The following is a 26307-nucleotide window of genomic DNA, read 5'->3' as shown; positions in this document are numbered from 1 at the left end:
CCTGTGTCTCGGCCCAAGTCTATAGTCCCCGGCCACGACTATTGTGCTCGCCCGCCGTGCGGCAGTTGCAAAATTCCCTGGGACTGTCCTGGGCATCACCGTCAAACGGCCTTGTGCCCCAGCGGCGGGCCTACCACCTCGGGCGCGCCGGCCGAAGAGCGGACTGCCGATCACGGGATCCGCTGGGATATGACTTTCGACACTCCATCGCCGTGCATCGTCACGCCGTAGAGGGCGTCGGCGATCTCCATCGTCCGTTTCTGGTGGGTGATGACGATGAGCTGCGAGGAGTCCTGGAGCTCTTCGAACACCGTGAGCAGCCGCGAGAGGTTGAGATCGTCGAGGGCCGCTTCGACCTCGTCCATGACGTAGAACGGGCTCGGCCGGGCCTTGAAGATCGCGACGAGCATGGCCACGGCGACCAGTGACCTCTCCCCTCCCGAAAGCAGAGACAAACGTTTGACCTTCTTGCCGGCCGGGCGCGCGTGCACGTCGACGCCAGTGGTGAGCATATCGTCGGGATCGGTCAGGCTCAGTGCGCCCTCACCGCCCGGGAAGAGGCGGGAGAAGATGTCCTCGAACTCCCTCGCCGTATCCGCATAGGCTTCGGCGAACACGCGTTCGACGTGCCGGTCGACCTCCTCGACGAGCTGCATGAGGTCCTTGCGCGAGGATTCGATGTCCGCGATCTGCTTCTCGAGGAACTGATGCCGTTCCTTCAGCGCCTCGTATTCCTCGAGCGCGAGCGGATTGACCGTGCCGATGCGCTTGAGCTGCGACGCCGCCTGCTTCTGCCGCTTCTCCACTTCTGCACGCACATACGGACGATCCTCCCCGTCCTCGTCGAAGGACGGAACCGGCAGATGCGGCCCGAATTCGTCGATGAGGCGGTCGATGCCCAGCCCCGTCTCCTCTTCCGACCGATGCGCGATCTCTTCGAGCTTGAGTCGGAACCGCTCCTTCGCGAGTTCCGCCTCGGCGGCGGCGTCCTTGAGCTTCTGCAGCTGGGTTCGCGTCGACCCCAATTCCTCGCCGAGGCGGCCCTTCTCTTCGCGCAGACCGCCGCGTTCGTCAACGAGGACCTGGATCGCCTCACCGAGTTCGGCCACCGTGGAGGTGGCCAATTCCGCGGCTTCGGCCGCGGTTTCGGCGATGAGCTGCACCGAGCCGGCCGCGCGCTTCTTCTTCGCGATCGTGCGCTGAGTCTGCTCCCGCGCTGCCTCTTCGGCCTTCGCCGCCCGCAGGAGGGAGTCGACCCTATCGCTGAGGAACCGTGCTCGGTCGGCAGCGGAGCGGTGACTGATGCGGGCTTCGACGAGGTCTTCGGAGGATTGGGCAACCTGTGCGCTGAGTTCGTCGCGGGCGGCGGTGTCGACGACTTCGTCGACTTCGGCGGCTCCGTCCAGTGCCGCCGCTGCCGACTGAGAGTCGCGTTCGGCGGCGGCGAGGCGGGATTCGAGTTCGGTGGCGTTGTCTTCTGCTCGCTGCAGGCGAGTGCGGGCCACGCCGATCTCTCCGGTGATGCGTGAGACTTCTTCGGCGGCGGCCATGATCTTCGCGTCCGAAGAGTGGAGGGCATCGAGGGCTGCCCCCGATTCCTCGCGTGCTGCGGTCAGTCGCGGTTCGAGTTCCTTCAGCGCAGCATCGAGCTTCTCTGCCCGGCTCTCAAGATCGGCGATCTGGGAGTGAGTGTCATCGAGCGCGGTCTGTGAGGCCAGGCGTGTGCCCGAGGCCGTGCGGGCGCGGCTGATCCGGGTCGCGGTGAGGACTTCGCCGTGGACGGTAACGGCGGTGAGTTCGGGCCGAGCTTCCGTCAGCTCGATTCCGGTGCGCGCATCGGGGACGCAGACGACTCCGTGCAGTGCTCGTTCCAGCAGGGCGCGCAGTTCGGGGACGTCGCTGTCGACGACGTCGGAGAGCCAGCGCAGGTCGCCCTTCGCAGGCAGTTCGGCCAATGCGGGAAGGGCACTCCCGCCGCCTTTCCCGGACGATGCTTCGGCACCGGCGGGGATCGTCAGAGACACGTTCGTGTCCTCGCCGAGGTGGTCGAGCACTGCCAGCGCCACTTCGCTGTCATCGACGATGACACCGGAGACCGTGGTCGACAGGGCCGCTGCCGCGGCCATCTCGAACCCGTGGTCGACGCTCAGCCGTTCGGTCACGGCCGTGCGAACTCCCGGCAGCTCCGCATTGACGATGTCTTCGAGGTCGGCTTCCAGAGCGGTGCCCAGGGCCAGGGCCTCCGCGCGGGCCTTCGCCGAGGACAGTTCGGAGGCGACCTTTGCCCGCTGTTCCTGCAGCTCGGTGCGTTCGGTCTCCAGCTTCTCGAGCTTCTCCTGCGCGGCCTCGTAGGCGGAGTCGAGTTCGGTCTCTCCGGCTTCGACGTCTTCGACACCGGTCTCGGCGGTTTCGAGTTCCCGGCTGCGCTCGGTGATGCGAGCGGAGACGGTTTCGATCTCCGTCTGGTTGGCTTCGATCCGAGACTTGAGGTCGGTGATCCGCTCGGCCGCTTGGGTCTGCTTCGACTGCAGGGCCGAACGGTTCTTCACCGCCTCGGTGATGGCGATCTGTGCGGCCTTGACCTCGTCCTCGGCAGTCTTCAGAGCTTGGGTGAGCTCTTCCTTCCGCGCTTGGCTGGCTTCGAGTGCATTCGTCTTCTCGGTCACGGCATCTTCGGCGTCGCTGAGTTCGCCCCGGAACCGTTCGGCCTGGGCGCGCAGCTCTTCAGGTGACTTCGATTCCCTCTGACCCAGGCTCGTGACCTCGGAGAGCAGATGGGAGCGTTTGTCCTGGGCACGTTGGCTCAGTCCTTGGGCGCGCACGATCTGCGTCTGTGTCCGCGACTCCGCGGTGCGTTGGACTTCGAGTTCGGAGTCGAGTTCGGACAGACGGGCTTCGATCTCGGAGAGTCGCGCCTCGGTACGGGTGCGGCGGTGGTCGAGCTCGGCGATGCGGTCGCTGTGATCTTCGCCGTCGCTGGATGAGGCGAGCGAAGACTGCATCCGCACGGCATCGTCGGCGAGCAGCCTGGCGGTGGCGTCGCGCAGAGTCGCTTGGACGGTCGCGGCTTTCGCTGCCGCTTCGGCCTGCCGCCCCAGGGGCCCCAACTGGCGGTTGAGTTCGGTGCGCAGGTCGGTGAGCCGGTCGAGGTTCGTCTGCAGTCCGGTGAGTTTGCGGACCGCTTTGTCCTTGCGCCGTCGGTGTTTGAGCACCCCGGCGGCCTCTTCGATGAAGCTGCGCCTCTCCAGCGGGTCGGCGTGGAGGATCGCGTCGAGGCGGCCCTGACCGACGATGACGTGCATCTCCTTGCCCAGGCCGGAATCATTGAGCAGCTCTTGGATGTCGAGCAGTCTGGCCGGGGCACCGTTGACGGCGTATTCGGATCCCCCGGTGCGGAAGAGGGTCCGCGAGATGGTCACCTCGGTGTAGTCGACGGGGATGGCTCCGTCGGTGTTGTCGATGGTCAGAGTCACCTCGGCGCGTCCCAGAGCCTGACGTTTCGAGGTTCCGGCGAAGATGACGTCGTCCATCTTTCCGCCGCGCAGATTCTTCGCACCCTGCTCGCCCATCACCCAGGACAGGGCGTCGACGACGTTGGACTTGCCCGAGCCGTTGGGTCCGACGACGCAGGTGATTCCCGGCTCGAATCGGAGGGTCGTCGCCGAGGCGAAGGACTTGAATCCCCGCAGTGTCAGGCTTTTGAGATGCATATTGGCTCCCAGCATATCCGCAGGCGGCGGCAAGATCCTGAATCTTTTGGTAGAGTTTCTCCTCGTGCGTAGGCGACTGCGCTGTTTTCCTCCGTAGCTCAGTTGGCAGAGCATTCGACTGTTAATCGAAGGGTCGCTGGTTCGAGCCCAGCCGGGGGAGCTGGAAGGGGCCCTGTCGTGCGCGGCAGGGCCCCTCATCATTTAACGCCCCGTGGGGCGGTGAAGCACAGCGAAAGGCGACCGATGGGGGTCCGAGAAGAGGGATTTCCGACCATCTTCGCCCGTGTTCTGTCATGATCATGAGTGAGAAGTGTTCGGGTGCACTCGGCTCGGATTCCTTCGGCCACCTGTCCGATGCAGTCCATTCAAGGAAGGAACGCCGAGGCGGCAGCCCGTTCTCATCTGCTCCACTGAGGACCCGCGCCTGATCGGCCCGATCATATGAGCAGTGAACACACTAAGACTCAGGAGCTCATCGAGCACCTGAAGCATCCGACGACCGCACTCAAGCCCTTCAAACGTGAAGGTTTGGACAAGGTCGTGTTCTTTGCGGCAGGCATCCTGGCCGTCGCGTTCGTCGTCTGGGGCTTCGTCTCCCCCGACAGCCTCGGTGCGGTGGCGGGCACGCTGCTGACCGGCGTGATGGACAACTTCGGTTGGCTCTTCGTCATCGCCGCCACGGTCTTCACGATCTTCGTCATCGTCGTCGCCGTCAGCAAGTTCGGACGGATTCCGCTGGGCAAGGACGATGAGAAGCCGGAGTTCAAGACCTCCTCGTGGATCGCGATGATGTTCGCCACCGGCATGGGCATCGGCCTCGTCTTCTCCGCGGTCGGCGAACCCCTGTTCTTCTACATGTCGCCTCCCCCGAACACCGTCGACGGGTCCACGCCTCAGGCGATGGGCACGTCCATGGGCACGACGCTGTTCCACTGGACGCTCTACCCGTGGGCGATGTACGCCATCGTCGGCCTGGGTGTGGCCTACGGTTCGTTCCGTCTGGGTCGTTCGCAGCTGTTCTCGTCGATGTTCACCCCGCTCTTCGGTGAGCGCGCTGTCAACGGCTTCGGCGGCAAGGTCATCAACATCCTCGCGATCCTCGCGACTCTGTTCGGTTCGGCCTGCTCGCTGGGTCTGGGCGCCATCCAGATCGGCGGCGGCATCGAGTCCGCCGGCATCATGTCCGATGTCTCCTCACCGGTGCTCGTCATCATCATCGCCATCCTCACCGCGGCCTTCGTCGCTTCGGCGGTCTCGGGCGTGGAGAAGGGCATCCAGTGGCTGTCGAACATCAACATGGTGCTCGCCGTCATCGTCGCCCTCATCGTCTTCATCGGCGGACCGACGCTGTTCATCCTCAACGTCATCCCCTCCTCGGTGGGTTCGTTCATCCAGGATCTGCCTCAGCTGGCTTCCCGGACGGCCGCCGATGGTCAGGGCGTCAATGAGTGGCTGTCGTCGTGGACCGTCTTCTACTGGGCATGGTGGGTGTCATGGTCGCCCTTCGTCGGTCTGTTCATCGCGCGCATCTCGCGTGGTCGCACCGTCCGTCAGTTCGTCACCGGTGTGCTCATCGTCCCCTCCGTCGTCTCGACCATCTGGTTCGCGATCTTCGGTGGCGGCGCCATCGGCATCCAGGAGCGCGCCGAGCGCGGTGAGGGCACGGTCAAGGCTCTCGCGAAGGTCGTCGACGGCGAACCGGACATCAACATGGACACGATCCTGTTCGACCTCCTCGGCGCTCTGCCGCTGCCGAACCTCATCGCGATCATCCTCATGATCGTCACGGTCATCCTCATCGCAATCTTCTTCGTCACCGGTGCGGATTCCGCGTCGATCGTCATGGGCACCCTGTCGGCCAACGGCATGCAGGAGCCGGGTAAGGGCCTCGTGATCTTCTGGGGCACCGCGACCGGTGCCGTGGCTGCGGTCATGCTCTTGGCGGGTGGCTCCGATCCCGCCGAGGCACTCGACGGGCTGAAGAACATCACGATCGTCTCGGCATTGCCGTTCGTCATCGTCATGCTGCTGCTGTGCGTGGCTGTGTGGAAGGACCTGTCGAAGGATCCGCTCATCATCCAGGAGCAGCTGGCCGCACACGTGCTCGAGACCTCGGTGGCCACCGCGGTCGACGAGTACGACGGCGAGATCTTCGGCCTCGAGACCTCCGAGCTCGAGATCGAGGAGGACCCGGCGGACTCCGAGTCTGAGGCAAAGCCTAAGGACGAGGACTCCTCCAAGGCTTAAAACCCCGCTAATTACTACCTGACGGCGGCCCAGCTACCTCGCGCGAGGTTGCTGGGCCGCCGTCAGGTGCTTTGAAGGAGAAGAGGACGACGAGAAATGAACAGAGTGATCAGACGCGAGGGGAACATCTCAAAGGTCATCGGTTGGATGCTGGTCGTCATGGCGATAATCGCGTTCATCACGGTAATCCTCTTGGCGATCTTCGCCGAGCCGGTGCTTCTCATCTTTCTCTTCGGCCCAGTCATCCTGCTCATCGGCGCGTGGGTGAATTTCCACCTGGGTGCACGTGCTCGGCTGGAGATCACGCCCGAGGAGTTCATCTGGTGCGGATTCACCGGCAGACCCCGACGGATTGCGTGGCGGGAACTTGACCTCATCCTCATCCCTGCCCCTGGTTCTCGTTATCGGCTGGCAGCGGCCGCGCGTCTCAGAGACGGCCGGATCGTCGAAATCGACTCACTGTGGCTGTCTCCGACGAACCCTGCGAACATGCTCACTCCGCCTGACCACACCGAGGCTCAGCGAGCCCTCATCGACGGCCACAAGGCGTATCTGGCAAGCATGCCCGCTCAGGCCCAATTCCCCAAGCGCTGATCGCAGGAGCCCCTCACCACTGGTGTCATTTCACCCCAATGCAGCAGTGTACAAAGTGGCTTGCGGTGAGTGATGACGCACGGACTGTAGGAATTGCCGCTAGTGGGAGGAACTACGAGCAGCGGTACATTAACGGTTCTGCGGGAGTTACCGATACCGCGGTGGCTTCTGGCAGTTCGGGCAGAAGTGGGTTCCGCGACCGCCGACGGTGATCTTCGCGATCTCCGTCCCGCAGCGCACGCAATCCTGTCCCCCGCGCCCGTAGACGAGCAGGGCACGGTCGAAGTAACCGGATTCGCCGTTGACGTTGACGTAGAGAGCGTCGAAGCTCGTGCCGCCAACGGCCAGAGCATCGCTCATCACCTTCGTCGCGGATTCGAGGACCTCGACGAGGCGGCTCTTACGTGTCCGCGACGGCACCGCAAAAGGGTGGACTCCCGCCCGGAACAGTGCTTCGTCGGCGTAGATGTTCCCGATGCCGCTGATGAGCGTCTGATCGAGCAGCGCAGCCTTGATCGCCGTGCGCTTCTTCGCCAGCTCCGCCACGACCCGTTCCAGATCGAACGCGGGCTCGAGCGGATCGGCCGCGATATGAACCGCCGAGGCGGGGACGAGCCGACCGTATCCGTGCACTAGAGGTTGGACGCCGATATGGCCGAAGATCCGCTGGTCAACGAAGCGCAGTTCGCGTTCGCTGTCGAGGTGCAGAATCGCCCGTGTGTGCCGATGGATCTCTTCGCCGGATGAGTGGATGCGCAGCTGACCGCTCATGCCCAGATGCACGAGGATGCCCAGCTCGGGCCGCGGCATCGGCTGCCCGGCCGCGACGCCCCCGGCGGAATGCACAGTCCCCTCCCCCAGGCTGAGCCACATGAATTTCCCGCGCCTTTCGGCACCGAGGATGTGCGACCCGGTCACGGCCGTAACGAACTCGGAGGCCGCGGACGGATCGATGCGACGCTGGGACGTCGTGCCCAGGATCCGGGGGTCGGCCACCTCGGCGCCGGTGATCGTCGTTCCGGCCGTCCATTCGTCGACGCCGCGACGAACGCTCTCGACCTCGGGAAGCTCAGGCATCAGGACATCGCCCCATCAGGCAGCGAAGAACCTTTCACCCAAGAAGACCTCAACGAAGAAGTCCTCAGCGAAGAACCCAGCGGCACGGAGCGACTCAGCGCCGGTAGTCCGGGTAGATGGTGCGGATGGCTTTGACTGCCACCTCGGCAGCCGCGGCTTCGGCGGCCTTCTTCGAGGATCCGTCGCCGGCGCCCCAGTTGTTGACGCCGAGCATCGCGGTGGCGGTGAAGACCATCGCATGATCGGGGCCGGATGAGGTGATCTCGTAGCTCACGGTGCCGAGGTCGAGGTCGGCGGCGGCCTCCTGCAGGGTGGTCTTGAAGTCCATCCCCGCGCCGAGGTTGACCGCGTCATCGAGCATTCCGTCGATGAGGCGGTGAACGAAGGCGAAGGCCTCTTCGCGTCCGCGGGAGACGAAGGTCGCGCCGATGAGGGCTTCGACGGTGTCCGCGAGGATCGAATCCTTGTTCCGGCCTCCGGTCAGCTCCTCACCCTTGCCCAGCAGAATGTGCTCGCCGATTCCGTGCCGGCGGGCGATCGATGCCAGCGCGCGCGTGTTGACGACGGCCGAACGCATCTTGGCCAACTGGCCTTCGGGCAGATCCGGGTTGTCGTAGAACAGCGACTCGGTGGCGACGAGGCCCAGAACGGAGTCGCCGAGGAACTCGAGGCGCTCGTTGGTGGGGATGCCACCGGCTTCGAAGGCGAATGAGCGATGTGTGAGCGCGAGACGAAAAGTCTCGGGATCAATATCGATCCCGAGACTCTTCTTCAGTGCTGCTGTGGTGTCAGTTTCCACAGTCTCAGACGTCAGCGACCTTGCGGCCCTTGTACTCGAGGTACAGCGGGGTGCCGGCTGCGTCTTCGACGACCTTGGCCTGGTGGGGGCGCGAGTACACAACGCGACCGTTCTCCACAGTCTTGACCAGGTTCGGAGCCTTGGCCTTCCACTGCGAACGACGGTGGCGGGTGTTGCTGCGCGACAATTTACGCTTCGGAACAGCCACGTCTAGCTCTCTTTCTTCTCTTCCAACAGATTCTTCAATGATGCGAACGGCGATTCGGATTCGTCCTCGTCCACCTCGAGGTCCTCCCCCAGGGTGTAGCTGAACTCCTCGCTCTCATCCCGTGAGGGATTGAACGGCAGAGCCATCACGACGGCGTCTCTGATCGCGGGCTCGAGGTCGAGCTGATCCCGGTCGATGACGTAGGAGTCCTCGTCCCCTTCGGCCTGCTCATAGACGTACATCTCCTGGATGTCCACATCTATAGGCAACTCGATGGGTTCGAGCGTCCTTGCGTCTTCGCCGCGGGCCGTCGCCGAGACTGTCCCCGACACGTAGATCCCCTCCGACACACTCTCGAACATCAGCTCGAGCGTCAGTGGTGAACCTTCCGCAACCCCGATCACTTCGATCTTGAGATCCGCTGGAGCCGACAAGGTGGTGTTCACCCGTTCCCACTCACCCGGATGACCGAGCAATCCCATGGATCTGAGATCATAGACGAATTCAGATCTGTTCTTCATGCCCTGTCCTCCTGGTGCGTTTGAGGATGTCGCTCCTGCGTTCACACGCGACTCACCATTCTAATCATCTTCAGCGGCCATTACCAATCGATCCGGAACCGCCCCGCCAGTGTTCCTCGTCACCATCGTTCGTGATGATTGCGCCAGGTCACTCCCCCGGCGAGGATGAGAAGCGCCCCGGACATCGTGAACACGATCCCGGAACCCGCAAGGACAGTCAGCGCCGAGGCGGCCGAGGGGATCGCGACCTGGCTGAGTCGGTTGCCCGCCAAGCGGATCGAGAGCACCGCGGCCCGGTTCTTCGCATCGGCCAGCGCGGACACCCAGGACATCGTCAGCGGCTGGGTGAGGCCGAAGCAGAATCCCGCGACCGTGAGCAGCACACCGAGCATCCACGGCTGGCTGAAGATGGGGATGAGAATGACGCTGATCCCGGCCATCGCCGAGGCGGTCCACAACAGAGACAGGTCCCGCCACCTGGCCGTGAGGCTTCCGATGAAGAGCCGTGAGACCACCGAGGCGAGGGTGCGCAGGGCGAGCAGCCAAGTCACCGTGGTCACGGACAGTCCGTTCTGCTGACCGATGAGCGGCAGGTATGCGGTCATCAGGTCAACGGCGGCGAGCGTGGCCATGGACGCGAAGATCGCCGGCTTCATCCCGCGCAGCGACAGCAGATTCCACGGCGACTGCGCACCTTCGGCTGCGTCGGCGCGGGAGACGTGAGGGGTCCTACCGCGGAGCATGACGATGACGGCGGCGATGAGAGTGAGCGCGGAGACCGCGGTCATGAACCACAGCGCGTTCGTGATCGCCGTATCGCCCGAGGTGGCATCGGCGACCATTCCCGCCATGGGCAGTCCGACGGTCTGGCCGATCGAGACGCCGAGAGTGAGGTGACCGAACTTCGAAGTCATCTGCGCCGCTGGGAAGCTCTGCGGGATGAGCGCCTGGGAGGCGACCGTGGTCAGAAGCTGTCCGACACCGAGGCTCATCGTGGCGATGAGGAGGACGCCGAGGTTGGGGGCCATGGCCGCGAGCGCGACGGGCAGGACCGACAGGACAGTTCCCGTCCACAGCACCGCGGTGGCGTAGCCCCGATCGACGAGGCGGCCGACGAAGAGAGCGGTGAGCAGCGGGACGAGGGAGTACACGGCCGTCATCAGGCCGAGGACGAATCCCGATCCGCCGAGTTCGAGTGTGCGGTAGGAGATGAGGACGCGGACGCCGTTGTAGGTGGCGTGCGCGAGCACGGTATGGATGACGAGGCCTGGGAACCAGGCCCGGTTGGCTGGAGTCGCTGCGCCCATCCCTCAGCGGGCGCCGTCGTCAGCGGCCGCATCGCCTCGCAGAGCTGCCAGCACCGAGGTGGGGACGAGGCCTTCGATGTCCCCGCCGTTCGCGTGGACTTCCTTGATGAGCGACGACGAGACGTGTTCGAACTTCGGATCGCCGGGGACGAAGATCGTCTCGAGCTCGGTCAGGTGTTTATTCATCAGCGCCATCGGCAGTTCGTAGGCGAAGTCCGTGCCCGAACGCAGGCCCTTGACGACGGCGGGAGCACCGATTTTCGTGCAGTAGTCGACGAGGAGGCCCCCGGAGACGAGGTCGATCGTGATGTTCTGCGCCCCCTGAGTGCGTTCGTCCTCGGCCAGGGACCGGCGGATGAGGTCCGCACGTACTTCCGGGTCGAAGCGACCAGACTTCGAAGGATTGTGGACGACCGCCACGACGACCTCTTCGAACATCCGAGAGCTGCGGGCGATGATATCGAGATGACCCATGGTGATCGGGTCATAGGAACCGGGGCAGACGACCTTCATGCCCTCATCGTATCGTTACGCGGGCCTCAGGCGATCGCCGATCCGAGTCGCGGACCGGCGAGGCGAGCCGCTTTTCGAGCCTGAACGATCTGCCAGATCACTGCAGTGAGGATGGAGAAAGTGAAGAAGATTGCCGAATGGAACAGTTGGACCCCGACGGTCTGAGACAGTGACATGCCGCTGCCGGATGCACTGACGATCACCGAATAGATCGCAGTGAGACCAACCGCGATCACTCCGGCTGCGGCAAGACCTCCGATGCGTCGGAGACGAAGGCGACGTCGAACGTGGGTGCGACGAGGCCCGCTTACTGCGCCCGCTCGCGCAGCCGCAGCCACTGGTCGTCGGTCGGCGTCTCGCCCTCATGACCTTTGACGACCTGCGCGTCGAAGCCGTCCCGGGGCCCGTGCAGACGGGAGGCCGCTTCGGCCATGATCTGGGCAACGATCGTCAGCGAGCGGGGCTCGTCACCGGCGGCGACCGCCTCGGCGAGTCTGCGGTGACTGTCGATGAGGTCGCAACGGACCTCGTAGCCGCGCTTATCGGACAGCGACAGCAGGCGGGTGTGGACCATCGAGACCTTCATGAGGTCGGTCAGCCGTGCCGATCCTGAGCACGCGACGATCGCATGATGGAAGTTGAGGTCGGCATCGCCGATCGTGCGCGCGACGTTCTCCTCAATCGCGTGCTCGAGTTCTCGCAGCGCCTGGCGAATCCGTGAAGTGGACCGACCATGACGGATGACGAGCTTGACCGCCTGCGATTCGATCGCCTCGCGAACGGCGTAGACGTCGTCGATATCGGCGGTGCGCATCCGCCTCACGTGCACGCCCCGTCCGGGAGCATGCGTCATCACGCCTTCGCTGATGAGCCTCTGCAGAGCCTCCCGCAGAGACGGTCGCGACACTTCCAGCAGCTCCGCCGTGCGCACTTCGTTGATCGACTGGCCGGGCTCGAGCGAGCCGGAGTAGATGGCGTTGCGGACCTGGTCGACGATGAGGTCGATCGTCGAGGATCGGACCACTTTGCGCAGCACCGGGAGCTCGGAAGTCGGAGGATTCGTCACGGTTACGATCATATAACGTTGTCAGACAGTGTGACATTCGGACAACATGAGTATTGAATACTGTTTCAGAGACGCATGTCACGTTGATGTGTCGACGTTCAAGGAAGGAACTGCACATGAAACTCAAAGGACTGGCTGCCGCGACATCGATTCTCGCGCTGACGCTGACCCTCGGTGCCTGCGGCGGAAGCGACTCCGACAAGTCAACTCTGCAGAAGGCCATCGACGACGGAAAGATCTCCGTGGGCTTCGCCGGTGAGGCCCCGTACAGCTTCGAAGAGGGCGGTGAACTCCAAGGAGCCTCGGTTTCCCTGGCGAAGGCCGTGTTCAAGGAGCTCGGCGTCGAAGACGTCGAAGGCGTCAACACCGAGTTCGGTTCGCTCATCCCCGGCCTCAACGCCGATCGTTTCGATGCGATCTCGGCCGGCATGTCGATTCTGCCCGACCGTTGCGAACAGGCCGCCTTCGGTGACCCCGAGTTCATGTACACCACTGCCCTGATGACCAAGGAGGGCAAGCTCGACGGCATGAAGAACCTCGACGACGTCAAGAAGAAGGGCGTCAAGCTCGCCACCATGACCGGTGCCATCGAGTCCGACTACGCGAAGAGCCTGGGTATCAAGACTCAGCAGGTCGGCACCCCGCAGGACGGCATGGATGCCGTGACCACCGGTCGCGCCGATGTCTTCGCACTCACCGCCATCTCGCTCAACTGGATGGAGAAGAACACGAAGGACTCCGGTGTCGAGGTCAGCGATTCCTTCGTCCAGGAGATCGACGGAGTCCCACAGGTCGGTGCCGGTGCCACGGTCTTCCGCACCGATGACAAGGAACTGCGCGACGAGTGGAACAAGGGTCTGGAGAAGATCGTCTCCGACGAGAAGGCCTACCTCGATGTCGTCGGCGACTACGGATTCACGAAGGAAGAGCGTCCCGACGGTTCGATCACGACCGATCAGCTGTGCAAGGGCGAACTTCCCACCGCTGACTCCTGAGTCGGTTCTTCCCACGCACCATGAATGACAATGTCACGACGTTGCTGAACTTCCTCCCACAGCTGTGGGAGGGAGTTCAGACAACCATCATCCTCACGGTCGTCGGCAGCATCGGCGCCGTCCTCATCGCACTCATCCTCGGTCTGACGATGACCTCGCCGAGCGCCTGGCTGCGCATTCCGGCCCGCATCATCGTCGAGTTCTTCCGCGGGACTTCACTGCTCGTGCAGCTGTTCTGGCTGTTCTACGTGCTTCCGCTCCTCGGCGTCGACTTCGATCCCATGGCCTGCGGCATCGCCGCTCTGGCACTGAACTACGGCGCCTATTCCGCCGAGGTGGTCCGCTCCTCGATCAAGACAGTGGCCCCCGGCCAGTGGGAGGCCGCTATCGCGCTGAGCCTCTCCCCCACGCGCCGAATGATCCGTGTGATCTTCCCCCAAGCATGGGCGCTCATGATCCCTTCGCTGGCTACGCTGCTCATCCAGCTGCTCAAGGGCACAGCGGTCGTCTCGTTCATCACGCTCTCCGACCTCACCGACAAGACCGAACAGCTGCGCCAGTCGACCGGCGACACGATGTTCGCCTATTCGATCAGCCTCCTCATCTACTTCGCACTGGCGTGGCTGCTCCAGGAGTTCATGAACTTCCTCGAACGCAGAGCCACTGCCGCACTCGGCCGCAGACGCCCGAACTCGCGCACCGACCGCCGCGAGGCCCGGCGCACTGCCCGTGCCGATGCCGCACGAAAGGATCGTCTCAAGTCGCACGCTGCGGCCGGTGAGGGCGCCGAAAACACCAAGGGTCCCTTCCCCGGACAGGGAGGTGGCCTCTGATGTGGAATTGGGAATTCGCCGCCGACGCCCTGCCGATCCTGCTGCGCGGTTTCGTCAATACTCTCATCGCGACCGTTGTCGGCACCGCCATCGCCGTCGTCCTCGGCCTCATTCTCGCCGTGGCCATCCGCGGTCTGCCGCGTTGGATCAATTGGATCGTCCGACTCATAGTGGCGTTCATCCGCAACACCCCGTTGGTCGTGCAACTGCTGTTCGTCTACTACGCTTTCTCGGACATTCCGGGGCTTGTCGATGTGCCGGCTCTCGTGGTCGGCTTCACCGTCATCGGCATCCACTATTCGACGTACATGTCCGAAAGCTACCGAGCCGGAATCGATGCTGTACCGCCGGGACAGTTCGAGGCCGCCACCGCGCTTTCCTTGCCGCCGGTGCGCACCTTCACCGCGATCGTGCTGCCGCAGGCATTGCGAGCGACCATCCCTTCCCTGGGAAACTACGCGGTCGCGATGTTCAAGGACACCCCGTTCCTGTTCGCGATCTCCGTCGTCGAGCTCGTCACCGCAGCGAAGGAATTCGGCGGTGCGACCTTCGCCTACACGGAAGCCTTCACTCTGGCGGGAATCATCTTCCTCGCCGCCAGCTACCCGACCTCACTGCTCATTCAGAGATTGGATCGACGCCTTGCCAAGTACTGAGAACACCCCAACTGCACCATCTGCCTCGGCGACCCCGGCGATCGAGTTCAAAGACGTGGAGAAGAGCTTCGGACCGACCACCGTGCTCAAGAACCTCAACTTCACGGTGGCTCCCGGCGAACGCGTCACCCTCATCGGACCCAGCGGTTCGGGCAAGACGACGATCCTGCGCCTGGTGATGACCCTCGAGGAGCTCACCGGCGGCTATATCTTCGTCGACGGCAAACCACTGACCTTCGAAGAGCGCGACGGCAAACGCGTCGAGCTGCCGAAGAAGCGCACGCGTGAGATGACCACGCGCATCGGCATGGTCTTCCAGCAGTTCAACCTGTTCCCGAACATGACCGTGCTCGAGAACATCATCGAAGCTCCCGTCCATGTGCTCGGCAAGTCCAAAGCCGAAGCGACCAAGGAAGCCAAGGAGCTGCTCGAACGCGTGGGTCTGGCCGATAAGGCCGATGCCCATCCGACCCGCCTCTCCGGCGGTCAGCAGCAGCGTGTGGCGATCGCCCGTGCGCTGGCGATGAGTCCGGAGATCCTCCTCCTCGACGAGGTGACTTCGGCACTCGACCCCGAGCTCGTCGGTGACGTGCTCGGAGTGCTGCGCGATATCGCCGAGACAACGGACATCACGATGCTGCTGGTCACGCACGAGATGCAGTTCGCTCGCGATGTCTCACACCGAGTGATGATGTTCGACGGCGGTCAGGTGCTCGAAGAGGGTCCGCCGGACCAGATCTTCAACAACCCTCAGCACGAGCGCACCCGCTCGTTCCTCTCCAGCGTGCTCTAGTCCACGTCCGGCTCCCCGACGAGTTGGACGAAGTGGATCGCGGTCTCGCCGAAGGTCTTCGCCCGGAAGACTTCGAGTCCGTCGGGCATCGTCGGCTCCGGCGAACGCGCGGCGCGTTCGACGACGACGATGGACTCCAGATCCAAATGCGCACTCAATCGGCGGAGGATCTGTGTGACCGCGTCCTCCCCCAGCGGGTAGGGCGGGTCCATGAACACGAGGTCGAAGATCCGCGCCTCCGGGTCATCCTGTCCGGGCAGCCCGGCGAGGTAGTGGAGCACATCTCCGGTGTGGACTTCGGCCGAATGATCGAGGCCGAGCTTGTCAGCGTTGGATTCCAAGGCGCGGGTTGCGGCCAGGGAGGAATCGACGAAGTCGACCTGTGCGGCTCCCCTGGACATAGCTTCGAAGCCGAGACCGCCGGAACCTGCGAAGAGGTCGAGGACGTTCGCGGCCTGCAGCACTCCGTAGCCGTCGAGCATGGAGAACAAAGACTCTTTCACCCGGTCAGACGTCGGACGGGTGTTCGCCCCCGACGGGGAGGTCAGTTTGGCCCCTTTGTGTGCTCCGGCGATGATCCTCATGTCTGCCTCCTCAGCCTGCCTCGATGAAGTGTGCGTCGTCCTCGGGCAGGACGCGCCTGATGAAGGCCTTGAGCGCAGGCACTGCTTCAAGTGTCGGGTCGACGGCGACGATCTGCTCGGCGATCTTCTTCGCTTCGGCCACGATCTCGGAGTCGCGGAGGATCGACAGGTGCCGCAGCGAGGAGCCGCCCCACTGGGACCCGCTGAGCACATCGCCTTCGCCACGAGCGTCCAGGTCGTATTCGGCCAGGGTGAACCCATCCAAGGTCTGAGCCACGGCCTGCAGCCTCCCGTAGCTCTCGTCCGTCTCACTCATCTCGGTGAGCAGGAAGCACATGGCCGAGCTGCCGTCACGGCCGACGCGACCGCGCAGCTGATGCAGCTGAGCGACGCCGAAGTTCTCGGCTTCGATGATGACCATCATCGTCGCCCGCGCCACGTCGACGCCGACTTCGATGACCGTCGTCGAGACGAGGATCTCGATATCGCCCCTGTCGAAGTCAGCGAGCACCCGGTCCTTCTCCGCAGCTGACATCCGCCCGTGCAGCAGACCGAACTTCTTGCCGGCGAGCTCCGGAGTCTCCTGCAGCTTCCGCGTGATGTCTTCTATGCCCTGCTTCTGACCGAGCACCTCCCCGGATTCCGGATCTTCGATGTCCATCGGTTCGATCCGCGGGAAGACGACGAACACTCCCCGCTCGTCCTCGACGGTCTGCCGCATGAGCTCCCGCACCCGGGCATACCAAGCAGGCTGTTCGACGATCGGCACCACGTGCGTGGCAATGTCCTTCGGGCCCGCCGGCATCTCGTCGAGCGTCGAGATATCGAGGTCAGCGAAGACCGTCATCGCCACTGTGCGCGGGATCGGGGTCGCCGACATCACGAGCGTGTGCGGGGTCGTCTCCCCGCCCTTGGCGCGCATCGCCTCACGCTGTTCGACACCGAAGCGGTGCTGCTCGTCGACGACGATGAGGCCGAGGGCAGCGAACATCGTCGATTCCGACAACAGTGCGTGCGTTCCGACGACGATGTCGATATTCCCGGCGACGAGGTCGAGCGCGAGTCCACGGCGCTCCTTCGCGGGCATCGACCCGGTCATCAGCGCCACAGTCACCTGGTCGTCGTCGGAGAGCAACGGCGACAGCGCCATCTGTTCGTGGAGGAGGCTCTGAATGGAATGGTAATGCTGGGCGGCGAGCACCTCGGTGGGTGCGAGCATGGCGGCCTGGGCACCGGAGTCGACCGCGGTGAGCATGGCGCGCAGAGCCACAAGGGTCTTACCGGAGCCGACGTCACCGTGGAGCAGCCGGTGCATCGGCCGATCGGCGGCCATGTCCTCGGCGATCTCCTCACCGACCCTGACCTGGGAGGCGGTGAGGGTGAAGGGCAGGTCGTCATCGAAGCGTTGGCTCTTCGCTCCTTGGGTGAGCAGCGGGGTCGCCTTCTCCGCGGCCAGAGTGGCCTTGCGGGAGGCGAACTCGGTCTGCAGGGCGAGCGCTTCCTCCCACTTCCACCGCAGCCGGGCCCGTTCGACGTCCTCGATCTTCCTCGGCCGGTGCATGTCCTCGAGTGCCGTGCGCAGATCCGGCAGCTCAAACGTCTCCCGCAGCCCCTTGGGCAGCGGGTCCGCGAACTCCTCGTCTCCGGCGACGGTGAGCAGAGTCTTGATCGAACTCCACAGTCGGGACTGGGCGATGCCTTTGACGGCCGGGTAGATGGGGAACGGAGAATTGAGGTCCTCGGGGGTCCACTCATGGTCATCCTCGGTGCGGTTGAGCCACACCGGAGACGCCAGGGTCAGCTGCCCGCGGAACGATTCGACCTTGCCGCCGAAGACGACGGTCAGGCCCGGCTTCAGCGACTTCTCCAACCAGTACTGGTTGAAGAACGCGATCTTCATCGACTGTTTCCCGTCGTGGACGACGACCTCGGTGATGGTGCCTTTCCGCTGCTTCATCCGCCGTGTCTCCACCCGGATGACTTCGGCCTGGATGATCGCGGTCTCTCCCAAAGGCAGATCCCCGAGCTCTGTGCGCTCACCGGGCACGAGATAGCGGCGAGGGAAGAATCGGAGTAAGTCGGTGACCGAATGCACCCCGCGTTTGGCCAGGTGAGTGCGATCGGCCTTGCGGAAGTTGTCTTCGAGCCGGGTCGTCATTCGACCCCCATGATCACGAGCACTCCGGGGTCTTTGGCGTCGATGTCCTGGAAGTGGACGGTCTCATGTGACTTCTGGATCCAGTCCCGCAGGTGGTCGAGCACCTCGGGTCCGCAGTCTGGCCCGTGGACGACGGTGAGCAGTTCTCCCCCGGCCCCGAGCAGCCGATCGGCGAGCTTCTCGACCAAGGTGCGCAGCTCCGTACTCTGGGTCTTCGCTTTGCCTTCGATGAAGACGCGGTAGAACTGCGCCGGATGAGCCGCCACAGCCGTGCCAGCGCCCGCATCAGGAGCAACGCCCTGCCCCGCGCCAGCACTCTCCCCGCCGTCCTCGTGGACGACGGGCAGCATCCCGGTCGGCGGGTCGGAGGCGAGCTGGTCGGCCGAGTAGATCGTGCCCGCCCTGGTGCCCGCGGCTGCTTCGGTCATGTCCGCGAAGATCTCCCCCGCCGGCGCGAAGGGATCGTAGACGGCCAGGGCCGAGAGCAGGGTGGCAACATTGCGGGAGCGCACGACATGCGCCCCCAGCCCGGTCAGGGACTTCAGCGCCGAGGTGGAGCTGGGGATGACGATGACCGCCCGGTCCTCGGCGGCGATGAGTTCGGACATCGTCTCGAACAGGTCCCCTACCTCAGGGGTCAGCGCCGTGGCTCCGTTGAGCGCGGTGTGCATGAGCAGTCCCGTGCCCTTGACCAGGGCGATGAGCTTCGTCTCCCCCTCCTCTTCGTGCATCCGCAGGTCTTCCATGTCGAGTCGGGCGAGCCCGTACTCGCCGAGGCGGTCGATGACGGTCGCGGCGGTCGTTTCGTCGGCGACATGGACGTGGACCTTGGCCGCGTTGATGACGATGGAGGTCCCACCGAGGCGGTCGAGTTCGTCGGCGAGCGAATCCCTGGGTGTTTCAGCGAGGATGGCGACGATTTCGAGTTCGTCGGCGGTGGCTTCGTGGATGATCTTCGGGGCGCGGGCCACCTCGGCGAGCATCGAATCCTGCGGGGTGCGGCCGGTGACAGTGGCGTAGAGGAGGTCGAAGAGTTCGACGATTCCCGTCGATCCGGCGTCGACGACCTCGGCCTCGCGCAGCACAGTGAGCTGTCCGGTGGTCTCCCGCAGTGCGGACCGGGAGCGTTCGCGCACGGCCGCGATGACCTCGAGCAGGTCGGCTCCGCCATCGGCACGTTCGCGGGCCTCGGTGGCCATGGCGTCGAGGACGGTGAGCATGGTGCCGTCGACGGGACGGGCGACGGCGGCACGGGCCCGGTCGGACGCCGTCTCCAGAGCGGTGGCCATGGCGTCGGCGGTGGCGACGGTGACTCCGTCCAGGGCATCGGCGACCCCTTGCAGGGCGACGGCGAGGATGAGTCCGGAGTTGCCGCGCGCACCTCGTCCGGCTCCGGCGGCCAGTGCCGCGACGACGTGCGGGAGGGTGACGGGGCCGGTGAGCTCTTCGACGGCGAGGTAGGCGGCACGCAGCGTGTGGTACATGTTCGTGCCCGTGTCACCGTCGGGGACGGGGAAGACGTTGAGCTCGTCGATCTCGGTGCGCTCCTTGCGCAGCCGGTCGACCGCGCGGCGGGCCCAGCGTGCGGCCAGACGACCGTTGAGGCTGATGGCGTTGCTCATGTCACTTCCCGAAATGGCTGAAACCGCTCGCCGGCACGGGTGTGCCGTCGAGGCTGACATCGTGTCCGGTGCGGATCTCACCGATTCTCCGCCAGCCTACTCCAGGGTCCTGACGCGGCGACGCAGACGCGGCGAAGCCGTGGTCCTCTCCCCCGTCGAGGACCCAGGACAGTGCCAAGTCCTCTGCCGTCATGACAGGGCCATTCGCCGAATCCGCCACACCCTCCGCGTCGCCGGAGACTCCCTTTGCCCGCGAATCGAGCACGTACTCGGCCGCCGGCAGCAACGGGTCGACGAGGTCGTCCAACAGGGCCCGCTCGAGGTCGATTCCCACCCCCGAGGCGGCCGCCACTCGGGCGAGGTCGAGGCTGAGTCCATCGGAGACGTCGATCATCGCCGAGGCGGCCCCGAGAGTGCGCAGTGCACCGTAGTCGGGCTGCGGGGCCAGTTGGGTGTCGATGAGTGAGCGCAGTTCCGGGCCGGCGGTATCGCGTCGCAGGCCGGCGAAGAGCAGGTCGAGTCCGGCGGCCGCGCGTCCGACCGTCCCGGCCAGATAGAGCGAATCACCGGGGCGAGCACCGGAGCGCAGTGTCGCGGAATCCTCCTGCACCGTCCCGAGCGCGGTGATGGCGATGACGATGAGTTTCGAGGAGGACAGGTCGCCGCCGATGATCGGCACTGTGCACTCCAACGCGGTGCCTACCCGCTCCGCCTCCTCGAAGAGTCCGGAATACAGGGCTTCGATGTCGGTGATGTCCGTGTCATTCGGTACCGCCAGGGATACGAGAAGTCCGTGCGGGGTCGCACCCATGGCGCAGACGTCGGCGAGGTTCTGTGCCGCGGCCTTGCGTCCGAGCAATTCCCAGTCCAACCAGTCGCGGGTGAAGTCCTCATTCTCCACGAGCATGTCTGCGGTTGAGACGAGTCGACCCTCCGGTGCGGTCACGGCCGCATCGTCTCCGGGTCCGACGATCACGTGTGCGGGCTCAGGGTTGCGGGTGAGCACGCGGGAGATGATGTGTGATTCGCCAAGTTCGGACAGTCGGGTCATGGCTCCAGGTTATCGGGAGATACGGTAGACCTATGAGATCTCGCCCTGCTTCGACGCGCCGTTCTCCGCGGCCCGCGCACCGTCGTCGTTCTCTCACCTTCGTCGCCTTGGCCACGGTGCTCACCGGCCTCGCAGTGACCGGGTGTTCGCGCACCGTCATCGTCGAACCGGCCAAGGACGCGGCGGACCCGAAGTGTGCCGACATCATGCTCACCCTGCCCGATGAGATCTCGGGCCAGAAGGCGCGGACCACCTCGTCGCAGGGCACGAAGGCCTGGGGAGATCCCAACGTCGCGGTGCTGCGCTGCGGAGTCACTCCTCCCGGACCGACGACGGATCAGTGCGTGAGCGTGTCCGGGGTCGATTGGATCTCGAAGCCCTCAGAAGACGATGAGACGACGTGGAAATTCACCAGCTACGGACGCACACCGGCCGTCGAAGTGCTGGTCAACCGCAAGGCTGAGTCCGGCAACGACGTGCTCGCCGCAATCTCACCGGCGCTGTCGAAGCTCCCACCGGAGAACGAGTGCGTCGGCGCCGAGGACATCGCCGGCTAGAGCCTGCCCGCGACGCCCCAGCTCACTTCGCGCGGGCGTGATCGATCAGGGCGATCGAGATGAGTTCGCCGATGAGTTCGGAGTACTCGAGTCCCGACTGCGCCCACATGAATGGGTACGCCGAGGTGGGGGTGAACCCGGGCAGGGTGTTGAGTTCGTTGATGACGACATCCCCAGTGTCCGTGACGAAGGTATCGACACGGGCCAGCCCGGTGCAGTCGAAGAGTCGGAACACCGAGGCGGCCAACTCCTGAACCCGAGCCGTGACCTTTTCGTCGAGGTCGGCCGGACAGGTGACCTCCGCGGCGGAGAGGTCGAGGTACTTCGCGTTGAAGTCGTAGAACGAGTGGTCTCCGCTCACGCGGATCTCGCCGGGTGAGGACACCCGCAGGTCTGTGTCATAGACGGAGCCGAGCACGGCGCATTCGACCTCACGTCCGCTGACCTCGGGTTCGACGATGACTTTGGAGTCGTGTTCGAACGCACCGAGCAGGGCGACTTCGAGGTCGGCCGCCTCGGCGACGCGGCTGACTCCCATGGACGATCCGGCACGGGCGGGTTTGATGAACACGGGCAGACCGAGTTCGGCCACACGCTTCTCCGCCTCTGCACGATCTGCGGCCCACATCGTCTCGGTCACGAGCTCCCACGGGCAGGTGGGGATTCCGGCCTGCGCCATGAGTGACTTCGTGAAGTGCTTGTCCATGCTCGCAGCCGACGAGAACACTCCGGAGCCGACGAAGGCGGTGTTGCTGAGTTCGAACAGTCCCTGCAGGGTGCCGTCCTCACCGAAGCGTCCGTGCATAAGCGGGAAGAACACGTCGACCGAACCGAGTTCGGTGAAATTGCCCTCGGCGTCGCGGTGCAGCAGAGGTGCCCCGTCGGCGGAGACCGGCGGGATCACTTCGGTGCCGTTGTCCGTGACTTCGGGCATTGCCTCCGGGTCGAAGCGCATGCTCGCCCAGTCGTCGACGACCCGCCACACGCCGGTCTTCGTGATGCCGATCGGCAGGACCTCGAAGGCCTCGGAGTCGATGGCGCCGATCACTCCGGCCGCCGTGACGCAGCTGACGGAGTGCTCGCTCGAACGGCCTCCGAAGAGGACTGCGACAAGGGGCCGGTGATCGTTGTCTGCCATGGATTTCCTTGCTGAAGTGGTACTCCCGCGAACTGGGGCTGGACGCGGGGTGCACACACGGGTTCACGTGTGCGCGGACTGAAAGACTCTAGCTCACTTGGCCTCGTACGTGCATTCCAGCCACGCCCGGCCGATGCCCTTGAAGAACATGTTGAAGCCAGCGAAGGCAGGAGATGCGGATTCGTCGATGCCCAGAGGTTCGGCCAGGGCGGTGACGATGAAGAAGTAGCGGTGAGGTCCGTGTCCTTCCGGCGGGGCGGCACCGACGAAGCGGGGTTCGCCGGCATCGTTGCGCAGAGTCACGGCTCCTCCGGGAAGGAGGTCGGCGGCCGGGTCGCCGGCGTTGGTGTCCAGGCTCGTCACCGAGGCGTCGAGGTCGGTGACGACCCAGTGCCAGAATCCCGAACCCGTCGGGGCGTCGGGGTCATAGCAGGTGACGGCGAAGGCCTTGGTCTCTTCGGGGAAGCCGGACCAGGTCAGCTGCGGGGAGATGTCCTCACCGCCGGGCACGCCCATGGCACCGGAGAGCTGGGGGCCGGTGAGCACCCCACCGTCTTCGATGTCGGTGCTGGTCAGCGTGAAGGTCGGAAGTTCGGGAAGGTTGAAGAACGGTGAGTTGGCGCTCATGTGTGCTCCTAGTTTTCCAGCGGGTTGCCTGAAGACGTGGTCCGACTCAGGCCGGTGGTCCTTCGTGCTTACGTTTCCGAGACAACAGCAATCCGGCGAGTTCGTCAACCTGCAGTTTCCCGGCCAGCACCGCACAGACCGCCTCGGTGATGGGCAGGTCGACGCCGTTGCGTCGGCCCAGAGCGAGGACGGCAGGAGCGGACTTCACGCCTTCGGCTGTCTGCGAGGTATGGGCGATGACATCTTCGAGGCTCATCCCCTCACCGAGGTGGCGCCCGAAGGTGCGATTGCGCGACAGGGGTGAGGCGCAGGTGGCCACGAGGTCGCCGAGTCCGGCGAGTCCGGACAGAGTGTGTGCTTCGGCGCCCATGGCTGCGGCCAGGCGAGACGTCTCGGCGAGACCGCGGGTGATGATCGAGGCTTTCGAATTGTCGCCGAGCTTCTGCCCGTCGGCGATGCCCACGGACAGGGCGATGATGTTCTTGATCGCACCGCCGATCTCGACGCCGACGACGTCGGTGTTCGTGTACGGGCGGAAGTACGCGTTCGCGCTGATCTCAGCGACCATCTCGGCGGTGGTGATGTCGGAGGACGCGACGACGGTGGCGGTGGGCTGCCGGTCGGCGATCTCACGGGCGAGGTTCGGGCCGGAGACGACGGCGATCTGGGAGTCGGCGACCTCGGCGACCTCGGCGATGACCTCGGACATGCGTTTGCCGGTGTCGACCTCGATGCCCTTCATCAGGCTCACGAGCTTCACTCCGGTCCGCAGGTGCGGCTTCCACCGGGTGAGGTTCTCGCGCAGGGTCTGGGCGGGAACGGCGAGGACGATGAGGTCGGCATCCGTGACGGCGGCGATATCGTCATCGGTGGCGCTCAGGCCCTCGGGCAGGACCCGCTCGCCCAGGTAGCGCTCATTGGTGTGGGTGGAGTTGATCTCCGCGGCGACCTCGGGGCGGCGGGCCCACAGGGTGACGGGGAATCCGGCGTCGGCGATGACCGCAGCGTAGGTGGTCCCCCACGACCCTGCTCCGAGGACGGTGATCTTATCGACGCTCATTCGCCTGTCTCCTTACTCATGAAACGCTGCGGCAGTTCGCGTCCCGACAGTTCGGCCACCATCGCCGCCACGGTCTTCTTCACACGCTGGGAGAGGTCTCCCATCGTCTTCTTCTCATCCCGCTGATCCCACAGATCCGAGTAGTCGATGGCGGGGCCGAAGGCCACGACCGTGTCGTGGCTGAAAGGGCGGAAGCGGAACTTCTTCTGCCCGCGCGGGTAGATCGTGTTCAGCCCCCAGTGGGCGACGGGGATGATCGGGGCTCCGGTCTCCAGCGCCAGCCGGGCGGTGCCGGTCTTGAAGTGCTGGGGCCACAGCTCCGGGTCCTTCGTCAGCGTGCCCTCGGGGTAGATGACGACGGTCTGGCCGTGTGCCAGGGCGTCCTTCGCGTATTCGAGGGAGTCCCCTGCCTGCGCCGAGGAGCGCAGCACGGGGATCTGTCCGATGGTCTTGAGGATCTTGCCGAGCACCCCGGTGAACAGCGTCGACTTCGCGAGGAAGTGCGGCATCCGGCCGTTGCGCTTCAGGGCCAGTCCCACGAGGATCGGGTCGAGATGGTTCGCATGGTAGGCGGCGACGATGATACCCGTGCCGGCCGGCGGCAGGTGCTCACGCCCCCGCACGCTCATCTTCGTGGCCGTGCGCATGAGCCCGAAGGCCGCCGTGGCGGCGACGGTTCCGGCGCGGTTCTGAGAACGCACCGAGGCGGGGTCGAACGAGACGAGATCGTGGTTGTTCGCGTCCGGTTCGGTCAACTGGCTCATGCAGAGACCTCGGCACCGAGACCGATGAGTTTGTCGAGGAAGTTCTCGTAGCCGCGGTTGATGAGTTCGATGCCGTGGACCTCGCTCGTGCCCTGAGCGGCCAAGGCGGCGATGAGGTGGCTGAAGCCGCCGCGCAGATCGGGAACGTCGATGCGGGTGCCCTTGAGGTCGGTGGGTCCGGAGATGACGGCCGAGTGCTGGTAGTTCCGCCGTCCGAACCGGCAGGGAGTGCCGCCGAGGCATTCGCGGTAGAGCTGGATCTGCGCACCCATGTCACGCAGGGCGTCGGTGAAGCCGAACCGGTTCTCATACACGGTCTCGTGGATGATCGACAGCCCTTCGGCCTGAGTCATCGCGACGACCAGCGGCTGCTGCCAGTCGGTCATGAAGCCTGGATGCACGTCGGTCTCGAGGGCAAAGGACCGGAGTTTGCCGCCGGGGTGGCGGAAGCGGATGCCGGACTCCTGCACATCGAATTCGCCGCCGATCTTGCGGAAGACGTTGAGGAAGGTGATGAGCTCAGGCTGGCTGGCGCCTTCGACGAAGATGTCTCCGCCGGTGGCCAGAGCCGCCGAGGCCCAGGACGCGGTCTCATTGCGGTCGGGCAGGGCGCGGTGGATGAACCCGCGGAGGGTGTCGACACCTTCGATGCGCACCACACGGTCGGTGTCGACGGTGATGATCGCGCCCATCTTCTGCAGCAGAGCGATGAGATCCATGATCTCGGGCTCGATGGCCGCGCCCCGCAACTCGGTGACGCCTTCGGCGCGCACCGCGGTCAGCAGCACCTGTTCGGTGGCTCCGACGGAGGGATAGGGCAGTTCGACCTTGGTGCCCTGCAGGCGGCTGTGGGCCTTGAGCATGATGCCGCCGGGGGTCTTATCGACCTCGGCTCCGAACTTGCGGAGCACATCGAGGTGGAAGTTGATGGGGCGGTCGCCGATATGGCAGCCGCCGAGGTCGGGGATGAATGCCTGACCGAGGCTGTGCAGCAGCGGGCCGCAGAAGAGGATCGGGATGCGGGAAGATCCGGCATGGGCGTCGATGTCGACGATGGACCCCGAAGCCACATCGGCCGGATCGAGGTGGAGTTCACCGTCGGTCAGGTCACCGTCGGGACCGGAGGTGACACGCACTCCGTGGAGTTCGAGGAGTCCGGTGACGATCTCGACGTCGCGGATCTGAGGCACGCCGCGCAGCACGGACGGGGTCTCACCGAGCAGAGAGGCCACCATCGCCTTGGGCACCAGATTCTTGGCGCCGCGGACTCGGACGGTGCCGTCCAGCGGATTTCCCCCACGTACTTCGAGCATGTTCCTCCCTGATTCCGATGATCGGATCCGGGCAGGATTCCACCCGGAGACGGTGCCCGCTGATTGCCGCGGGCACCGTCCTAGACTAACCCAGCCGACGGTCTCCCACCCATT

The 26307-nt window shown here is 64.8% G+C and carries 25 protein-coding genes and 1 tRNA gene; 8 read left to right on the top strand and 18 right to left on the bottom strand.

Annotated features, from left to right (window positions below; translation table 11 throughout):
* Positions 1-170: 170 nt before the first annotated feature.
* On the bottom strand, positions 171-3710 hold the full coding sequence (smc, locus tag BEP01S_RS12945) for a chromosome segregation protein SMC (protein WP_062244368.1): 3540 nt from the start codon (positions 3708-3710) through the stop codon (positions 171-173).
* Between the two features lie 87 nt (positions 3711-3797).
* Between smc and BEP01S_RS12940 the strand changes: the two genes are divergently transcribed.
* From BEP01S_RS12940 to BEP01S_RS12930, 3 genes are all read left to right on the top strand, one after another.
* Positions 3798-3870 (top strand) — tRNA-Asn (locus BEP01S_RS12940).
* Between the two features lie 281 nt (positions 3871-4151).
* Positions 4152-5957 carry a BCCT family transporter gene (locus tag BEP01S_RS12935; RefSeq protein ID WP_244882227.1) on the top strand — a complete coding sequence of 602 codons (1806 nt, stop codon included), beginning with the start codon at positions 4152-4154 and terminating at the stop codon, positions 5955-5957.
* A 96-nt stretch (positions 5958-6053) separates the two neighbouring features.
* Entirely contained in the window at positions 6054-6551 is a 498-nt protein-coding gene (locus tag BEP01S_RS12930) for a hypothetical protein (protein ID WP_157070572.1), read from the top strand.
* Between the two features lie 147 nt (positions 6552-6698).
* Here BEP01S_RS12930 and mutM read toward each other — a convergent pair whose 3' ends face one another.
* The 8 genes from mutM to BEP01S_RS12890 form a co-directional block, all read right to left on the bottom strand.
* Positions 6699-7628 (bottom strand): bifunctional DNA-formamidopyrimidine glycosylase/DNA-(apurinic or apyrimidinic site) lyase, encoded by a 930-nt coding sequence (gene mutM, locus BEP01S_RS12925; protein ID WP_062243906.1) that lies wholly within the window; start codon positions 7626-7628, stop codon positions 6699-6701.
* A gap of 94 nt (positions 7629-7722) precedes the next feature.
* Positions 7723-8427 (bottom strand): ribonuclease III, encoded by a 705-nt coding sequence (rnc, locus tag BEP01S_RS12920; protein ID WP_039210982.1) that lies wholly within the window; start codon positions 8425-8427, stop codon positions 7723-7725.
* Positions 8428-8431: 4 nt separating this feature from the next.
* Positions 8432-8635 carry a 50S ribosomal protein L32 gene (gene rpmF / locus BEP01S_RS12915; RefSeq protein WP_025777330.1) on the bottom strand — a complete coding sequence of 68 codons (204 nt, stop codon included), beginning with the start codon at positions 8633-8635 and terminating at the stop codon, positions 8432-8434.
* Positions 8636-8637: 2 nt separating this feature from the next.
* Positions 8638-9156: a YceD family protein gene (locus tag BEP01S_RS12910; RefSeq protein WP_039210983.1), complete on the bottom strand. Its 519-nt coding sequence runs from the start codon at positions 9154-9156 to the stop codon at positions 8638-8640.
* A 119-nt stretch (positions 9157-9275) separates the two neighbouring features.
* On the bottom strand, positions 9276-10463 hold the full coding sequence (locus BEP01S_RS12905; RefSeq protein ID WP_062243905.1) for an MFS transporter: 1188 nt from the start codon (positions 10461-10463) through the stop codon (positions 9276-9278).
* A gap of 3 nt (positions 10464-10466) precedes the next feature.
* Positions 10467-10976, bottom strand: coding sequence for a pantetheine-phosphate adenylyltransferase (coaD, locus tag BEP01S_RS12900; protein ID WP_062243902.1), 510 nt, complete (start codon positions 10974-10976; stop codon positions 10467-10469).
* Positions 10977-11002: 26 nt separating this feature from the next.
* Positions 11003-11152: a hypothetical protein gene (locus BEP01S_RS12895; protein ID WP_157070571.1), complete on the bottom strand. Its 150-nt coding sequence runs from the start codon at positions 11150-11152 to the stop codon at positions 11003-11005.
* 131 nt (positions 11153-11283) lie between these two features.
* Positions 11284-12042 (bottom strand): GntR family transcriptional regulator, encoded by a 759-nt coding sequence (locus BEP01S_RS12890; RefSeq protein ID WP_062243896.1) that lies wholly within the window; start codon positions 12040-12042, stop codon positions 11284-11286.
* A gap of 116 nt (positions 12043-12158) precedes the next feature.
* Between BEP01S_RS12890 and ehuB the strand changes: the two genes are divergently transcribed.
* Genes ehuB through ehuA form a run of 4 tightly spaced genes read left to right on the top strand, consistent with a single transcriptional unit; the run spans position 12159 to position 15319 of the window.
* On the top strand, positions 12159-13037 hold the full coding sequence (gene ehuB / locus BEP01S_RS12885) for an ectoine/hydroxyectoine ABC transporter substrate-binding protein EhuB (RefSeq protein WP_062243894.1): 879 nt from the start codon (positions 12159-12161) through the stop codon (positions 13035-13037).
* A 20-nt stretch (positions 13038-13057) separates the two neighbouring features.
* Positions 13058-13870, top strand: a complete 813-nt coding sequence (gene ehuC / locus BEP01S_RS12880) for an ectoine/hydroxyectoine ABC transporter permease subunit EhuC (protein WP_083532709.1) — start codon at positions 13058-13060, stop codon at positions 13868-13870.
* Positions 13870-14526 carry an ectoine/hydroxyectoine ABC transporter permease subunit EhuD gene (gene ehuD, locus BEP01S_RS12875; protein WP_062243891.1) on the top strand — a complete coding sequence of 219 codons (657 nt, stop codon included), beginning with the start codon at positions 13870-13872 and terminating at the stop codon, positions 14524-14526. The genes ehuC and ehuD overlap by 1 nt, the downstream gene beginning before the upstream one ends.
* Positions 14513-15319: an ectoine/hydroxyectoine ABC transporter ATP-binding protein EhuA gene (gene ehuA, locus BEP01S_RS12870; RefSeq protein WP_062243888.1), complete on the top strand. Its 807-nt coding sequence runs from the start codon at positions 14513-14515 to the stop codon at positions 15317-15319. The genes ehuD and ehuA overlap by 14 nt, the downstream gene beginning before the upstream one ends.
* Here the strand turns inward: ehuA and rsmD are convergent.
* Genes rsmD through thiL form a run of 4 tightly spaced genes read right to left on the bottom strand, consistent with a single transcriptional unit; the run spans position 15316 to position 20734 of the window.
* Complete coding sequence (rsmD, locus tag BEP01S_RS12865) at positions 15316-15903, bottom strand: 16S rRNA (guanine(966)-N(2))-methyltransferase RsmD (RefSeq protein WP_062243885.1); 588 nt, start codon at positions 15901-15903, stop codon at positions 15316-15318. The two genes, ehuA and rsmD, sit on opposite strands and share 4 nt — an antisense overlap.
* A gap of 10 nt (positions 15904-15913) precedes the next feature.
* Positions 15914-18061, bottom strand: coding sequence for an ATP-dependent DNA helicase RecG (locus BEP01S_RS12860; protein ID WP_062243884.1), 2148 nt, complete (start codon positions 18059-18061; stop codon positions 15914-15916).
* Entirely contained in the window at positions 18058-19683 is a 1626-nt protein-coding gene (locus BEP01S_RS12855) for a DAK2 domain-containing protein (RefSeq protein WP_062243882.1), read from the bottom strand. Before BEP01S_RS12855 ends, BEP01S_RS12860 begins: the two co-directional genes overlap by 4 nt.
* 1 nt (position 19684) lies before the next feature.
* Positions 19685-20734: a thiamine-phosphate kinase gene (thiL, locus tag BEP01S_RS12850; protein ID WP_062243880.1), complete on the bottom strand. Its 1050-nt coding sequence runs from the start codon at positions 20732-20734 to the stop codon at positions 19685-19687.
* 32 nt (positions 20735-20766) lie between these two features.
* On the opposite strand from thiL, the gene BEP01S_RS12845 reads away from it, so the two are divergent.
* Complete coding sequence (locus BEP01S_RS12845; RefSeq protein ID WP_083532708.1) at positions 20767-21291, top strand: DUF3515 domain-containing protein; 525 nt, start codon at positions 20767-20769, stop codon at positions 21289-21291.
* Positions 21292-21313: 22 nt separating this feature from the next.
* On the opposite strand, the gene BEP01S_RS12840 is transcribed toward BEP01S_RS12845, so the two are convergent.
* The 5 genes from BEP01S_RS12840 to murA form a co-directional block, all read right to left on the bottom strand.
* Complete coding sequence (locus tag BEP01S_RS12840; RefSeq protein WP_062243877.1) at positions 21314-22429, bottom strand: D-alanine--D-alanine ligase family protein; 1116 nt, start codon at positions 22427-22429, stop codon at positions 21314-21316.
* A 93-nt stretch (positions 22430-22522) separates the two neighbouring features.
* Positions 22523-23056, bottom strand: coding sequence for a YbhB/YbcL family Raf kinase inhibitor-like protein (locus BEP01S_RS12835; protein WP_039211001.1), 534 nt, complete (start codon positions 23054-23056; stop codon positions 22523-22525).
* Between the two features lie 46 nt (positions 23057-23102).
* Positions 23103-24116 (bottom strand): NAD(P)H-dependent glycerol-3-phosphate dehydrogenase, encoded by a 1014-nt coding sequence (locus tag BEP01S_RS12830; RefSeq protein WP_062243874.1) that lies wholly within the window; start codon positions 24114-24116, stop codon positions 23103-23105.
* Positions 24113-24880 carry a lysophospholipid acyltransferase family protein gene (locus tag BEP01S_RS12825; RefSeq protein WP_062243871.1) on the bottom strand — a complete coding sequence of 256 codons (768 nt, stop codon included), beginning with the start codon at positions 24878-24880 and terminating at the stop codon, positions 24113-24115. The genes BEP01S_RS12830 and BEP01S_RS12825 overlap by 4 nt, the downstream gene beginning before the upstream one ends.
* Positions 24877-26193: a UDP-N-acetylglucosamine 1-carboxyvinyltransferase gene (gene murA / locus BEP01S_RS12820; protein WP_062243868.1), complete on the bottom strand. Its 1317-nt coding sequence runs from the start codon at positions 26191-26193 to the stop codon at positions 24877-24879. The genes BEP01S_RS12825 and murA overlap by 4 nt, the downstream gene beginning before the upstream one ends.
* Between the last annotated feature and the right edge of the window lie 114 nt (positions 26194-26307).

Source organism: Brevibacterium epidermidis NBRC 14811 (assembly GCF_001570805.1).
GTDB lineage: Bacteria > Actinomycetota > Actinomycetes > Actinomycetales > Brevibacteriaceae > Brevibacterium > Brevibacterium epidermidis.
Note: the sequence above shows the minus strand (reverse complement) of the source record. Positions and strands in the feature narration are given on the sequence as shown.

Bases quoted from the DNA above. Each gene is read 5' to 3' on its own strand.
- smc (WP_062244368.1), bottom strand. From the start codon at position 3,710: ATGCATCTCAAAAGCCTGACACTGCGGGGATTCAAGTCCTTCGCCTCG.
- BEP01S_RS12935 (WP_244882227.1), top strand. From the start codon at position 4,152: ATGAGCAGTGAACACACTAAGACTCAGGAGCTCATCGAGCACCTGAAG.
- BEP01S_RS12930 (WP_157070572.1), top strand. From the start codon at position 6,054: ATGAACAGAGTGATCAGACGCGAGGGGAACATCTCAAAGGTCATCGGT.
- mutM (WP_062243906.1), bottom strand. From the start codon at position 7,628: ATGCCTGAGCTTCCCGAGGTCGAGAGCGTTCGTCGCGGCGTCGACGAA.
- BEP01S_RS12910 (WP_039210983.1), bottom strand. From the start codon at position 9,156: ATGAAGAACAGATCTGAATTCGTCTATGATCTCAGATCCATGGGATTG.
- BEP01S_RS12905 (WP_062243905.1), bottom strand. From the start codon at position 10,463: ATGGGCGCAGCGACTCCAGCCAACCGGGCCTGGTTCCCAGGCCTCGTC.
- coaD (WP_062243902.1), bottom strand. From the start codon at position 10,976: ATGAAGGTCGTCTGCCCCGGTTCCTATGACCCGATCACCATGGGTCAT.
- BEP01S_RS12895 (WP_157070571.1), bottom strand. From the start codon at position 11,152: ATGTCACTGTCTCAGACCGTCGGGGTCCAACTGTTCCATTCGGCAATC.
- ehuB (WP_062243894.1), top strand. From the start codon at position 12,159: ATGAAACTCAAAGGACTGGCTGCCGCGACATCGATTCTCGCGCTGACG.
- ehuC (WP_083532709.1), top strand. From the start codon at position 13,058: ATGAATGACAATGTCACGACGTTGCTGAACTTCCTCCCACAGCTGTGG.
- ehuD (WP_062243891.1), top strand. From the start codon at position 13,870: ATGTGGAATTGGGAATTCGCCGCCGACGCCCTGCCGATCCTGCTGCGC.
- rsmD (WP_062243885.1), bottom strand. From the start codon at position 15,903: ATGAGGATCATCGCCGGAGCACACAAAGGGGCCAAACTGACCTCCCCG.
- BEP01S_RS12860 (WP_062243884.1), bottom strand. From the start codon at position 18,061: ATGACGACCCGGCTCGAAGACAACTTCCGCAAGGCCGATCGCACTCAC.
- BEP01S_RS12855 (WP_062243882.1), bottom strand. From the start codon at position 19,683: ATGAGCAACGCCATCAGCCTCAACGGTCGTCTGGCCGCACGCTGGGCC.
- thiL (WP_062243880.1), bottom strand. From the start codon at position 20,734: ATGACCCGACTGTCCGAACTTGGCGAATCACACATCATCTCCCGCGTG.
- BEP01S_RS12845 (WP_083532708.1), top strand. From the start codon at position 20,767: ATGAGATCTCGCCCTGCTTCGACGCGCCGTTCTCCGCGGCCCGCGCAC.
- BEP01S_RS12840 (WP_062243877.1), bottom strand. From the start codon at position 22,429: ATGGCAGACAACGATCACCGGCCCCTTGTCGCAGTCCTCTTCGGAGGC.
- BEP01S_RS12835 (WP_039211001.1), bottom strand. From the start codon at position 23,056: ATGAGCGCCAACTCACCGTTCTTCAACCTTCCCGAACTTCCGACCTTC.
- BEP01S_RS12830 (WP_062243874.1), bottom strand. From the start codon at position 24,116: ATGAGCGTCGATAAGATCACCGTCCTCGGAGCAGGGTCGTGGGGGACC.
- BEP01S_RS12825 (WP_062243871.1), bottom strand. From the start codon at position 24,880: ATGAGCCAGTTGACCGAACCGGACGCGAACAACCACGATCTCGTCTCG.
- murA (WP_062243868.1), bottom strand. From the start codon at position 26,193: ATGCTCGAAGTACGTGGGGGAAATCCGCTGGACGGCACCGTCCGAGTC.